Genomic DNA, 13,444 nt, shown 5'->3' with positions numbered 1-13,444 from the left:
GGCGTGCCGACCGGTGCAAGGTGCAGAGGAGACGCCGAATGGCCGAACGGCTGGCATCCGGCCGTCATCACCTCTCCCGCGAACAGGTGGCCGCCAATCAGCGACAGCGACTGTTCAAAGCACTTGCGGTGGTCATGGCAGACCGGGGTTACAGCAATACCACCGTGGACGATCTGATCAAACAGGCCGGGGTCTCCAAGGCGACGTTCTACCAACATTTCACCTCGAAGCAGGACTGCTTCCTGTCGGCCTACGCCCACATGCAACAGCACCTCATGGGCGCCGTCGGCGCGGTACCGGCAACCGGCACCCCGATCGAGCATTTCGGTGCGGTGCTGGACCGGTACCTGAGCTTCATCGCCCTGGACCCGTCGACCGCACGGTTGTTCCTGGTCGAGGTGTATGCCGCAGGCCCGGCCGCCATCCGCCGGCGCGTCGAACTGCAGCAGGAGTTCGTGACGGGTGTGGCGGAGGTGTTCAAGGCGCGCAGTGAGGCCGATCGGTTTGCCTGCCAGGCACTGGTCGCGGCGATCTCGACGCTGGTCGTCAACACCTTGACCGAGGCCGACGGGGACGCCGTCCGGGCGCTCAAAGAGCCGATCCTGGGCTATGCCGAACGGGTCATGGCAGAGTCGCCGCAGCGCCCCACCGCCGGGTAGGGCGCTCGGCCGCTCCACCGGCGACACAGCACAGCCTCGCCGGTCACGATCGGATCCGACCGCCCGCCTACAGTGACCTGATACCGGGCGGATGAGGCGGGGGTGGCGATGACGACCGTGGCAGCGTCGAGTTCGACGTGGGCGCCGCTGCGGTCACCGGTCTTCCGTGCGCTGTGGATCGCGCAATTCGTGTCCAACCTGGGCACCTGGATGCAGACCGTCGGTGCGCAGTGGATGCTCGTCGACGATCCCCGCGCCGCGGTGCTGGTACCGCTGGTGCAGACCGCCACCACGTTGCCGGTGATGCTGCTGGCCCTGCCGTCGGGGGTGCTCGCCGATCTGGTCGACCGCCGGCGCCTACTGATCGCCACGCAGGGCGCGATGGCCGCCGGTGTCGGGCTGCTTGCGACGCTGACCGGCGCCGGGCTGACCACCCCGACAGTGTTGCTGATGCTGTTGTTCGTCATCGGTTGCGGACAGGCGCTCACCGCGCCCGCCTGGCAGGCTATCCAGCCCGACCTTGTTCCCGCCCAACAGATTCCGGCGGCCGCGGCGTTGGGAAGCATGAGCATGAACGGCGCCAGGGCGATCGGTCCCGCGATCGCCGGTGCGCTGGTGTCGTTGACCGGACCGACGCTGGTGTTCGCGCTGAACGCGGTGTCGTTCGTCGGGATCGTGCTGGTGCTGATCTGGTGGCGGCGACCGGCTCTGCAGCGGGACTACCCGCCGGAGCGGGCCCTGGCGGCGCTGACCGCCGGCGGCAGGTTCATCCGCAGCTCACCGATCGTGCGGCGCATTCTGCTGCGGACCGTGCTGTTCATCGCCCCCGCCAGCGCGCTGTGGGGTCTGCTGCCGGTGATCGCGGCCAACCAATTGGGTTTGGGGTCAGCCGGATACGGGGTGCTGCTCGGCGCGCTCGGGGTCGGCGCGGTGCTCGGGGCCTTCGTACTGTCCCGGCTGCGGGCCCGATTCGGCCAGAACACGTTGTTGACCGTCGGAGCGGCTGGTTTCGCGGCGGCCACCGCGGTGCTGGCCCTGGTGCACAACTTCGCCGCGGTGCTGGCCGCGTTGGTGGTGGGTGGCTCCGCCTGGTTGCTGTCCCTGTCGACACTCAACGCCTCGATGCAGTTGAGCCTGCCTGCGTGGGTCCGGGCGCGCGGATTGTCGGTGTACCAGCTGATCTTCATGGGTGGGCAGGCCGTCGGGTCACTGCTGTGGGGGTTGCTCGCCGGCGCCACCACCAGCGTCACCAGCCTGCTGGTCAGCACGGGCCTGCTGCTGGTGTGCGGGCTGTCGTCGCTGTGGTGGCCCCTGCACGCCGGCACCGGCAACCTCGACCTGACCCCGTCGTCGCACTGGCCGGAGCCGACGCTGGTCTTCGAACCCGAGCCGCTGGACGGTCCGGTCTTGGTGCTGACGTCCTATCGCGTGGCGCCTGAGAACGAGGAGCCGTTCCTGGCAGCGATGGCGGTGCTCGGGCGGTCTCGCCAGCGCACCGGGGCGGCGCAGTGGCGGCTCTTCCGCAGCGTCGAAGAGGAGGCGACGTTCGTGGAGACGTTCGTCGTGCGGTCCTGGGGCGAGCATATGCACCAGCACTACACCCGCCTGACCGGACAGGACCTGCTGATCGAGCAGGCGGTTGAGAGATACACCGACGGGTCGCCGGTCAGCAGGCACTACCTCGCGGTGCGCGACCCGGGGTGAGCCGGCTCGGGTCTTTCCTCACCCCGACTTCGCCCGCTGCGCGCTGAACGCGACGGTCACCTCGTCGGCGACCTTCATGGCGCCCATCATCATCGAGTAGGGCTTCACCCCGAAGTCGCTCTGGCGCACCACGGCCTCGGTCGACATCCCCCAGCGGTCGCCCAGATCCTCCACCGCCAGATCCACCACGCGGTCCCGGGTCCTGCCGTTGATCTCCAGCGTGCCCTCCAACCGATACCCGTTCGCGCTCTTGGTGATCCGGTCGGACCGGAACACGACGTGCGGATACCGGTCGGCCTTGAGGGTCTTGAGCGCATTCGACCGGGCCAGCGCCTTCTCCGGACTCGACAGCGGCGTCACGCCGCCCTCACCGCGTAGCACCTCGAGGCTGCCGACATCGACGGTCAGTTCCATCGACGACGGCTCGTCGGCCCACCGCACGCTGGCCTGCCACGGCATCGCCAGGGTCAACCGGTGGCCCATCTTGGCCGCTGGACCGGCCACGCCCGTCGTCACCGACAGCGCACCGTCGGAGGAACTCAACGTCCAGACCGTGTCCGCCATCGGCCGAATGTAACCGGCTCAGCCGCCCGGCGGAAAGGGCAGACCGAACTCATCGGACAGCAGACTCTGGACGATGATCATCGCCGCCTGCGAACCGGAGGCGACGGCACCGGCGAGATGCGGCATCTCGGTGCAGACGTCGCCGGCCGCGTAGACCCCGCCAACGGTCGTGAGGTGCATCTTGTCGACGGTGAGCGGCTCGGTCCCCAGCGGGCCCGGACGAATCGTCGCCCCCAACTGGTCGGCCAGCGCAGACCGCTGCCGCACCGGCGCCTCGACCAGCAGCGCGTCCCGCGCGAGTCTCGATCCGTCGGCGAACGCGATGTACTCCAGCTTTCCCTCTGCACCGAACAGTTCGACGATGCGCCGATCGTCGACGGCGACACCGGCGCGGTGCAACAACCGCCGGTCGTCGGGGCCGAGTTCCGAGCGACCGTTGGTCAAGAGCACCACATCCTCGCTCCACCCGCGCAGCATCAACGCGGTGTGCAGACCCTGCTCACCGGACGCCAGCGCGGCCAACCTGGTGTCGCGGACCTCCCACCCGTGGCAGAACGGGCACTGGAACACCGAGCTACCCCATAACCGGGCCAGCCCGGGTATCCGCGGCGGGCTGTAGGTCATACCCGGCGCGAGCAGTACGCGACGGGCCCGGATCTCGGTGCCGTCGTCCACGTCGAGGATGAATCCGCTGTCGACGCGTCGCCCTGCGCGCACTTCACCGCGGCGCAACTGCACGCTCGGGTACTGCGCGAGTTCGTCACGGCCGGCGGCGTAAAGCTCATCGGGTGGTCGCTGGTCGAACCCCAGCAGCCCACCGATCGACGGCGCCGCCCGGTTGCTCGGGTCGTCGGCGTCGATGACGATCGTCCGGCGTCGGGCCCGGCCCAGCACGAGGGCCGCGCTCAGGCCCGCGGCACCGGCGCCGACGACGGCACATTCCCAGTCCATCGTCCGTCTGTTCCCGCAATACGGCGGGTTAGACGTCGGATCCGGAGGTCAGTGGTCAGCGCGCGTCGAGGCGTTCGCGCTGGGGCACCACCACGTACTTCGGGTCCTTGGTCGAGGCCACCCCGGCCTCGAACACCCCGAACCGCTGCAGGGCACTGCCGGCGAGCAACGCCGCACCGGAGGCCGCCACCGCCCAGCGGCGCCGGCCCGACACCACTGCGCCGACCACGCCCGCGACGGTCAGGACCTCCGCGGCCTGCCGCAACCGGTGCGGTCGACCCGTGCTGTATGCCTCCCCCACCAGCCCCAGCCGTCGTTCCATCGTCCGCGACGCCGCCACCTCCAGCGCAGCACCGGTGACCGCCATCCGGCGCGCCGGCCCGCTCTCCGACACCGGGGCCAGCAGCATGCCCAGCCCGGCGCCGCTGGCCGCGGCCGAACCGGTGAAGATGAACGGTAGATAGGGATGCGCTTCGCGCCAGGCCGGAACTGCGGTGTGCGACAACAGCACCGCGGTGTAGGAGGCGACCCCGGGCGCCACCGCCGCGGCTTCCAGACCGGCCGGTCGCGCCGCCCAGGCGATGACGCGCCCGAGCCTGGTGCGCCGGAACCGGCGCGGCAGCAGTTCCGCGAGCGCCGCGGCGCCCGCCCCGGGCCCGTACCCGCCGAGCAGCCAGGTCCCCATGCTCATCGGTGAGCTGGGCTTGGCCACCCGCAACATGTGGTGGAAACGCTCGGGCCGACCCAGGTCGCCGATCAGTAAATACATGCTGGCCAGCAGGCCGGTCAGGGCACCGAGCCGGGACACCTTGCGCAGCTGCGGGCGGCCGGTCAGGTCGGCGCCGGCGGCCAGCAGCGCAGAACCTGCCGACAGTCCGCCGCTGAACAGGTACGCCGCGATCATCCAGTTCCACACCGGGGTCTTGAGGATCTGTCGGCCGTAGTAGGACCGGAACTCCGCGGGCGGCACCGCGGTGTCGTCCCTGCCGCCGCGGCGCGGCGGGGTCTGGGCGCCGCTACTCATCTCTTACCCGCGAACGCCGACACCGCTACACCCACCAATGCCGACGCAGCGATACCGGCGTAGCGCCACATCGCACCGGCGTCGCGGGTGGGCACCACCGGGTCCGGCGGCAGCCCGTACACCTCGGGCTCGTCGAGCAGCAGGAAGAAGGCGCCGTCGCCGCCTACCCCGTCGTCGGGGTCGTGGCCGTACAGTCGAGCTTCGGTCACACCGCGCCGGTGCAGCTCGTCGACCCGCAGCGCGGCCCGCTCACGCAGTTCGTCGAGCACACCGAACTGGATCGAATCGGTCGGGCAGGCCTTCGCACACGCCGGCTCCAATCCGTCGCGCAACCGGTCGTAGCACAGCGTGCACTTCCACGCCCGCCCGTCGCCTTCCCGGCGTTCGATCACCCCGTACGGACAACCCGACACGCAGTAACCGCAACCGTTGCAGATGTCCTGTTGCACAACGACAGTGGAGAACTCGGTGCGGAACAGGGCGCCGGTCGGGCATACATCGAGACAGCCGGCGTGGGTGCAGTGTTTACACACATCCGAGGCCATCAGCCAGCGGAAGTCCTGCCGGGTCTCGGCCCCGGATGCGTCGCCGGGACGTTGGAATCCCGGCATCCCCAGTTCGACCGGCTCGGGCCCGGGGTCCGGCGCGGGCTGCTCGATGAACGCGACGTGCCGCCACGAGTTGGCACCCAGGTTGCCAGTGTTGTCGAACGACATCCCCAACAGGTTGAACCCGTCGTCGGGGACGTCGTTCCACTCCTTGCACGCCACCTCACAGGCCTTACAGCCGATGCACACCGACGTGTCGGTGAAGAACCCCACGCGGGGCGGGGGTTCGTCGTAGCCCGCATCTGCTGCGACATCGTCGAGCCGGCCGTAGAAACTGTTGGACCCGCTGCGCGATCCGCTGTGCTTCTCGCTGGACCCGATGCGCGATCCGCTGCGCTTCTCGCTGGACTCGATGCGCGATCCGCTGCGCTTCTCGCTGGCGCTCATGGCATCTCCTCGGTGTGGTCGCGCGACGGTTCGGTGGTGTCGAGATCGGTTCCGGTCTGCGGGGTGATCCGCGCACGGTCCCGGTAGCCCTGCAGGTACTCCAGCAGGCCCGGACCCCGCGGCCGGCGCCCAGGCTGGATGTCGCAGGTCGCGACCTTGCTCTCCTGGATGAACACGTTCGGGTCGACGACCACTCCCAGCAGGTCGTTGACGATGTCACCGTCGATCAGCCCGGCGTTGCCCCAGTGGTAGGGCATCCAGATCTGGTGCACCACACGGTCTTCCACCCGCAGCGGCCGCATCCGGTCGGTCACGAACACGCGTGCGTCGACCGCCGCCCGGCTAGTGACGACATGCGCCCAGTCCATGTGCGCGAGCCCACGGATCCGGGCGAGTTGCGGGGACACCTCGACGAACAATGCCGGTTGCAGTTCGGCCAGGTACGGCAGCTGCCTGCTCATTCCGCCCGCGGTGTGGTGCTCGGTGAGCCGGGCCGCGGTGAACACGAACGGGAACACCTCCCCGTGCGCGTCCGGCCACGACGGGTTCGACGGATTGTCCTCTCGCCCATACACTTTGCGCGCCGGATTGCCCTGCTGCCGGTAGAGCGGGTTGCGCACCGGCGATTCGTGGGGTTCGTAGTGGGTGGGCAGCGGACCGTCGACCACACCGTTAGGGGCGAACAGCCAGGCCTTGCCGTCGGCCTGCATCACGAACGGATCGTCGCCGCGCAACGCCTCGACGCCGACCGCGCCGGGCGCAGGCCGGTACTCCGGCGGCTTGGTCGTCTCGAAATCGGGGACGTCGTATCCGGTCCACTCGCCGGCGGCTCCCTGGTCCGGGTCCCACCACACCAGCTTCTTGCGCTCGCTCCACGGCCGGCCCTGCGGATCGGCCGATGCCCGGTTGTAGAGCACCCGCCGATTCAGCGGCCAGGTCCAGCCCCACTCGTTGTCGTACGGACCCTCCCCCGATTGCGGGCTCCGCTCGTGGTGTCGGGTGTCCGGTGTGCGCCGCGCCGCCTGGTTGACCTCGTCGGCGTACACGCCGCTGTAGATCCAGCAACCGCACGCGGTCGAGCCGTCGGCCTTGAGATCCAGATAGCCGTTGACGGCGCGCCCGGTGGTCAGGTCGACACCGTTGATGCGGCGCAGCACGTCCGCCCCTGAGGGTTCGTCGCCGTCGAGTTCGTAGTCCCACCACAGCTCCAACAACGGCCTGTCACGCGGATCCGTTGAGCCGGAAAGCTTTTCCCGCAGGATGCGGCCCAGATGGTAGAAGAACCAGAGTTCGCTGCGCGCGTCGCCGGGCGGTTCGACCGCCTGTTCGCGCCACTGCAGCATGCGTTGGGTCTGGGTGAACGTGCCGGACTTCTCGACGTGCGAGGCGGCCGGGAACAGGAACACCTCGGTGCGGCACGTCTGCGGCGTGATCTCCCCGGTCTCGACCTCCGGGCCGTCCCGCCAGAACGTGGCGCTCTCGATCTCGACGAGGTCGCGCACCACCAGCCAGTCCAGGTTGGCCATGCCGAGCCGCTGCAGCTTGCCGTGCGCCGACCCGACCGCCGGGTTCTGGCCGAGCAGGAAATAGCCGAACACCGTGCCGTCGACCATGTCCATCACCGTGCGATAGGTGCCGTGGTCGCCGTTGATGCGGGGCAGGTAGTCGAAGCAGAAATCGTTGTCGACGCTCGCCGCATCGCCCCAGTACTCCTTGAGCAGCGACACCATGTAGGTGTCGGCGTTGTGCCAGAAGCCCTTCTGGTGACGGCTCGTGATGTCGTCGAGGTACTCGGCCAGCGTCTCCTGCCCGGCGTGCGGCATCGCCAGGTAGCCCGGCAGCAGGTTGAACAGCGTCGGCACATCGGTCGACCCCTGGATGCTGGCGTGCCCGCGCAGCGCGAACACCCCGCCGCCGGGGCGGCCGATGTTGCCCAGCAGCAGCTGGATGATGGATCCGGCGCGGATGAACTGCGCTCCCAAGGTGTGCTGGGTCCAGCCGACGCTGTACACCAGCGCGGCGGTCCGGTCCCGTCCGGAATTCTGCGCCCACTTGCGGGCCACGTCGAGAAACACCTCGGCGGGCACACCGCACACCCGCTCGACCATCTCCGGGGTGTAGCGGGCGTAGTGACGTTTGAGGATCTGGTAAACGCAGCGCGGATGCTGCAGCGTCGGATCGTTGGGGATATCGCCCGCGCCGCCCTCGATCGGCGGACCGCCGGACCCCGACTCGTAGGCAGCGCTCTGCTCCTTGGCATCGGCGCCACCGCCGTCGGCCGAGGTGCTCTCGTACTGCCAAGTCGACGGGTCGTAGGAAGCGGTGGCGTCGTCGTAGCCGGAGAACAGGCCGTCGAGATCCTCGGCGTCGGCGAAGCGTTCGTCGACGAGGAACGAGGCGTTGGTGTAGGCGGTGACGTACTCCCGGAAGTCGAGCTCGTTGCTCAGGATGTAGTTGATGACGCCGCCGAGGAACGCGATGTCACTACCGGCGCGCAGGGCGACGTGCCGGTCGGCCAGCGCGCTGGTGCGGGTGAACCGGGGATCGATGTGCACCACGCCGGTGCCGCGCGTCTTGGCCTCCATCACCCACTGGAAACCGACCGGATGGGCTTCGGCCATGTTCGAACCCATGATGACGATGAAGTCGGAGTTGACGAGGTCCTGCTGGTAGTCCGTCGCCCCGCCGCGACCGAAGGAGGCTCCCAGACCGGGAACCGTGGCGCTGTGTCAAATACGCGCCTGGTTCTCGATCTGCAGAGCGCCCAGCGCGGTGAACAATTTCTTGATCAGATAGTTTTCTTCGTTGTCCAGGGTGGCACCGCCGAGACTGGCGATACCCATGGTGCGGCGCAGCGTGTTGCGGTCCTTGTCGAATTGCTGCCAGCCCTTTTCCCGCGCGTCGAGCACCCGGTCGGCCACCATGTCCATCGCAGTTTCAAGGTCGAGGTCCTGCCACTCGGTCGCGTAGGGGGCACGGTAGCGGACGGTGGTGAGACGCTGCGGCCCGGTGACCAGCTGCTTGCTGGCCGACCCTTTGGGGCACAACCGGCCCCGGGAGATCGGACTGTCCGGATTGCCCTCGATCTGGACGACTTTGTCGTCCTTGACATACACCTTCTGTGCGCACCCGACAGCGCAGAACGGGCACACCGAATGGGCGATGTGATCGGCGTCGGCGGTGCGCGGGGTCAACGTCAGGCTGCGCCGGGATTGGGCGGCCTTGCCGCGGCCGAGCGGGTCGTCACCGGTGAGCTGCCGGTAGACCGGCCAGGATTCGAACAGCCCCCTGAGCCCCTCGAAATTCCTGAAGCCCTTGAAGTGCACGAGGTCCCCCTACCCTGAGCCCACCGGATCCAAACCCTCCGATGATCACCATTGTGCCCGTGTGCGCGACACCCGGATGAACCTGCCGCCCAGCGTTGCGGCGTTGCCGCGATGTGCCGCGACGGTCGGCACCGTCACCGCCTGGTAATACCTGCTGGTCGATCGCCTACAGGCGCTCGGGTACAAATGGACCATGCTTGACATCAGCCTGTTGACCTGGGGTCTCACCGTCGGTCTGATCGTCGGGCTGCTCGCGGTGGACCTGATACTCGCGGCGATGCGCCCGCACAAGGTCGGGTTCCGGGAGGCGACAGCCTGGTCGGTGTTCTACATCGCGGTCGCCATCGGCTTCGGTCTGTGGTTCATGTGGGCATACGGCAGCACCGCGGGCACCGAGTACTTCGCCGGCTACATCGTCGAGAAGAGTCTGTCGGTCGACAACCTGTTCGTCTTCGTGATCATCATCGCGACCTTCGCGGTGCCCGAGGAACATCAGCACAAAGTGCTGACCTTCGGCATCATCCTGGCGCTGATCATGCGGGCGATCTTCATCGCGCTGGGTGCGACGCTGATCGCGCTGTTCTCGTTCATGTTCCTGCTGTTCGGCATCCTGCTGATCTGGACCGGCATTCAGCTGTTCCGGCACCGCGACCAGGACCCCGACATCGAGAGCAACATCATGATCAGGGCGACCCGGCGGTTCATCCCGATCAGCAACGAGTACGACGGCGGAAAGCTGTTCACCCGCGCCAATGGGCGAAAGGTGGCGACCCCGCTGCTGGCGGTGCTGATCGCGATCGGCAGCGTCGATCTGCTGTTCGCCTTGGATTCGATCCCCGCGGTGTTCGGCATCACCCGCGAGCCCTACATCGTCTTCGCGGCCAACGCGTTCGCACTGCTCGGTCTGCGTGCGCTGTTCTTCTTGGTCAAGGGTCTGCTGGACCGGCTGGTGTACCTGTCGACGGGTCTGTCGATCATCCTGGTGTTCATCGGGGTCAAGCTGGTGCTGCATTGGGCGCACGTCGACATCAATCCGGACATCCCGGAGATCGACACCTACGTCAGCCTGGTGGTGATCGTGGTGATCCTGACCATCGTCACCGTGGCCAGCCTGATCAAGACCCGACGCGATCCCTCCGCCAAGGCCCACCCGGGCTCGCTACGCGCCTCCCGTCCGCTCAAGGACCGCTCGGACGAGAACTAGCCGCGAAAACTAGCCTCCGCCGACGACGACGCGAGTCCCGTCATCGTCTCGGCGGGTGACACGTTGTGCATCAAGGTTTTCCAGTAACGGCACGGCGACGCGGCGGGTGGTGTTCAATGCCCGCTTGGCCTCGGCGACGGTGAAGGGTTGCTCCAGAGCGGTGAGAACACCGACGGCGCGGTCGTAGACGTCGGGTCCGAGAACGACACCGTCGGCGATTCTGGTGAGCCGACGGGCGCGGACCGCCGCGCCGAGTTCCTTGGGGCCCAGCTCCAGTTCGGCGAGTTCGTCGGTCGCAGGCGCCCGGAACGGTTCGGCGGCCAGTCGCCGCTCAATCACCCGCACCGCCTTGTCGACCCGTTCGGGCAACTCGACCCCGGGCCGGCGCACCCGGCCGTCGCTCAGCTCCAGACCGGTACCCACGACCAACGGCGCCACCAGCTCCGACGACGGCAGATCCAGTTCGCGGCGCAGCTCCTCCATCGGCATCCCAGCGGCGATGTCATGTCCAGCCGACCACCCGGCCACCGCCGCCGGTACCAGCGCACGCTGTTCGGCCCACCAACGTTCGTCGACGACCCACTCCCCGACCTGTCGGCCGTGCATGCCGAAACCCATGGCAAGCAGTTCTTTCCAGCGCGCACACACCGGCGGCGGCACCTGTCCGGCGGCGAGTTCGGCGGCCCGGACGCGGGCGTCACCGCGGCGGCGCAGCGCCGGGGGTCGCACATCGAGCACCTCGACACCCGCGGCGATGCGGTGCTCGCCGGGGTCACGGAGCACGCCAATGTCCCCGATGCGCAGCGGCAGCGGGCGGGTCAACCGCAGCCGTGCGCCGGTGTCGCCGAGCGGACGCACATGCACCGGGACCGCGGCCGAACCGATGTGCAATACCAGCTGCTCGTGCAGCTTTCCCGCGGCCCGCAGTCCGACGTCGATCTCGGCGGTGTCCAACCACGCCCCAGGGGTGCGGAGGGAGTCGCCGCGGCCGATGTGGCGGCGGTCCAGGCCGCGCAGATTGACCGCGACCCGCGCCACCGCCGTCACAGCGGTCTGATCGCGTTCCAGCGACTGCAGTCCCCGTACGGTGAGCCGGCGGCCGCCATGCTCGAGCTCGTCGCCGACGTGCACCGTGCCTGCGGTCAGCGTGCCGGTGACCACCGTGCCCGCCCCGCGCACGCTGAACGCGCGATCCACCCACAGCCGCACGTCGGCGTCGCGGTCGGGTGCAGGCAGCCCGTCGACCAGCGCGGTGATTGCGACGCGCACCTGATCGAGGTCGGTGCCCAGCACCACCGGGGCTGCGGGCAGCCGCCGCCGCACCTGCGCGATCGCCGGGCCGGGGTCGGCGAGATCGGCCTTGCTGATGACGACCACCACATGCTGGACGTCGAGCGCCTGCAGTGCGGCGAAATGCTCCTCGGTTTGCGGCATCCAGCCTTCGGTCGCGGCAACCACGATGACGACCGCCGGCACCGATCCGACCCCCGCGAGCATGTTGGCGACGAACCGCTCGTGGCCGGGTACGTCGACGAACGCGATGTCGCGGCCGGCGATGGAGGTCCAGGCGAAGCCGAGGTCGATGGTCAGTCCGCGCCGCCGCTCCTCGTCGAGCCGGTCCGGCCACATTCCGGTAAGCCGTTGGACGAGCGTGGATTTCCCGTGGTCGACGTGACCCGCGGTAGCCACTACATACACGCCCGAACCGCCTCCAGCAGGCGTCCGTCGTCGTGAGGTGCCACGGTGCGCAGGTCGAGCAGACAGCGTCCGTTCTCCAGCCTGCCGACCACGGCGGGCTCACCTGCACGCAACGCCGTGGCGTACCGCTCGGGCAGCGCGACCGCGAAGCTGGGCAGCTCGACACCGGGCGCCCCGCCCCCACCCACCGCAGCGCTGCACGCGACGGCTTCGGCGTCGGGCAGCACGGCGGCCAGGTGCTGGGCCCGGATACGCAGCTCGTCGACGTCGGCGTCGAGCGCCTGGGCGACCGGGGTGGGCGGCCCGACCAGGGTGGCCTCCAGCGCGGCCAGCGTCAGTTTGTCCACCCGCAGCGCGCGCGCCGCGGGATGGCGGCGCAGCCGCTCGATCAGCTCGCCGGTCCCGAACAGCAGCCCGGCTTGCGGGCCACCGAGTAGTTTGTCGCCGCTGGCGGTGACCAGGTCGGCGCCATCGCGCAACACGGTGGTGGCATCGGGTTCGTCGGGCAGCAGCGGGTGCGGCGTCAGCAGGCCGGACCCGATGTCGACGACGAGCGGCACCGCGGTCCGGCCGTTCCCGCGCTCGCCGCGGCACAGTCCGGCGAGTTCAGCCACACCCACCCCCGAGGTGAATCCGCTGACCAGGTAATTCGACGGGTGCACCTTCAGGATGAAACCGGTGTCGGGTCCGATTGCGTCGGCATAGTCGCGCAGATGGGTGCGGTTGGTGGTGCCCACCTCGCGAATGCGGGCACCGGTGGACTCCATCAGGGCCGGCAGCCGGAAGCCGTCGCCGATCTCGATGAGCTCGCCGCGGCTGACGATCATCTCCCGGCCAGGCGCCAGCGCCATCGCGGCCAGCAGCAGCGCGGCGGCGTTGTTGTTGACGACGTGTACGCCCTGCGCGGCCGGCACCGCGGCGGCCAGTGCAGCGAGGGCACCCCGCCCTCGGCGGGCGCGCCGACCGGTCTGCAGGTCGAACTCGACGTCGGTGGCGCCCGCGGCGGTGACCATGGCGTCGAGCGCGGCCGCTGACAGCGCAGCGCGGCCGAGGTTGGTGTGCACCACCACGCCGGTGGCGTTGACGACCGCGCGCAGACTCGTCGCCCCGGCGGGCAAAGCCGCCACGGCGTGGTCGGCGACCTGTTCGGGGGTGATCTCCCCGGCCCGGGCCCGCCGCTGCGCGTCGGCGATCACGCTCTTGACCAGCGTGCGACCCAGTCGCCGTTCGGCCTCGGCCAGCCGGGGGTCGGCGAGCAGCGTGTCGGTTCGCGGCACCCGCCGACGAGGGTCACCATCCATGGCGAGTTCGGTGCGCCG

General features: G+C 69.2%; 10 protein-coding genes. 3 read left to right on the top strand and 7 right to left on the bottom strand.

Annotated features, from left to right (window positions below):
* Positions 1-38 precede the first annotated feature (38 nt).
* Complete coding sequence (locus ACNUDN_RS04705; RefSeq protein ID WP_419120869.1) at positions 39-659, top strand: TetR/AcrR family transcriptional regulator; 621 nt, start codon at positions 39-41, stop codon at positions 657-659.
* Between the two features lie 108 nt (positions 660-767).
* Positions 768-2,363, top strand: a complete 1,596-nt coding sequence (locus ACNUDN_RS04700) for an MFS transporter (RefSeq protein WP_419120868.1) — start codon at positions 768-770, stop codon at positions 2,361-2,363.
* Positions 2,364-2,381: 18 nt separating this feature from the next.
* On the opposite strand, the gene ACNUDN_RS04695 is transcribed toward ACNUDN_RS04700, so the two are convergent.
* The 5 genes from ACNUDN_RS04695 to fdh all read right to left on the bottom strand — a co-directional run bounded on the left by ACNUDN_RS04695 (position 2,382) and on the right by fdh (position 9,181).
* Complete coding sequence (locus tag ACNUDN_RS04695; protein ID WP_419120867.1) at positions 2,382-2,927, bottom strand: YceI family protein; 546 nt, start codon at positions 2,925-2,927, stop codon at positions 2,382-2,384.
* A gap of 18 nt (positions 2,928-2,945) precedes the next feature.
* Entirely contained in the window at positions 2,946-3,878 is a 933-nt protein-coding gene (locus ACNUDN_RS04690) for an NAD(P)/FAD-dependent oxidoreductase (protein WP_419120866.1), read from the bottom strand.
* A 55-nt stretch (positions 3,879-3,933) separates the two neighbouring features.
* On the bottom strand, positions 3,934-4,902 hold the full coding sequence (gene nrfD / locus ACNUDN_RS04685) for an NrfD/PsrC family molybdoenzyme membrane anchor subunit (protein ID WP_419120865.1): 969 nt from the start codon (positions 4,900-4,902) through the stop codon (positions 3,934-3,936).
* A complete protein-coding gene (locus ACNUDN_RS04680; protein WP_419125017.1) occupies positions 4,899-5,723 on the bottom strand; it encodes a 4Fe-4S dicluster domain-containing protein in 825 nt (274 codons plus the stop codon). The genes nrfD and ACNUDN_RS04680 overlap by 4 nt, the downstream gene beginning before the upstream one ends.
* Before the next feature lie 170 nt (positions 5,724-5,893).
* Entirely contained in the window at positions 5,894-9,181 is a 3,288-nt protein-coding gene (gene fdh, locus ACNUDN_RS04675; RefSeq protein ID WP_419125016.1) for a formate dehydrogenase, read from the bottom strand.
* A 235-nt stretch (positions 9,182-9,416) separates the two neighbouring features.
* Here fdh and ACNUDN_RS04670 point away from each other — a divergent pair, with 235 nt between their 5' ends.
* The gene (locus tag ACNUDN_RS04670) at positions 9,417-10,427 is read left to right on the top strand and encodes a TerC family protein (RefSeq protein WP_419120864.1); all 1,011 of its coding nucleotides are present in this window, start codon (positions 9,417-9,419) and stop codon (positions 10,425-10,427) included.
* A gap of 9 nt (positions 10,428-10,436) precedes the next feature.
* Here the strand turns inward: ACNUDN_RS04670 and ACNUDN_RS04665 are convergent, their stop codons facing one another.
* Together ACNUDN_RS04665 and selA are read right to left on the bottom strand one after the other, a co-directional pair.
* Positions 10,437-12,125, bottom strand: a complete 1,689-nt coding sequence (locus tag ACNUDN_RS04665) for a SelB domain-containing protein (protein ID WP_419120863.1) — start codon at positions 12,123-12,125, stop codon at positions 10,437-10,439.
* Positions 12,116-13,426 (bottom strand): L-seryl-tRNA(Sec) selenium transferase, encoded by a 1,311-nt coding sequence (gene selA / locus ACNUDN_RS04660; protein ID WP_419120862.1) that lies wholly within the window; start codon positions 13,424-13,426, stop codon positions 12,116-12,118. The genes ACNUDN_RS04665 and selA overlap by 10 nt, the downstream gene beginning before the upstream one ends.
* Between the last annotated feature and the right edge of the window lie 18 nt (positions 13,427-13,444).

Source organism: Mycobacterium sp. smrl_JER01 (assembly GCF_048513595.2).
Lineage (GTDB): Bacteria > Actinomycetota > Actinomycetes > Mycobacteriales > Mycobacteriaceae > Mycobacterium.
The sequence above is the reverse complement of the archived record's forward strand: the minus strand, read 5'-3'. Positions and strand labels throughout refer to the sequence as shown.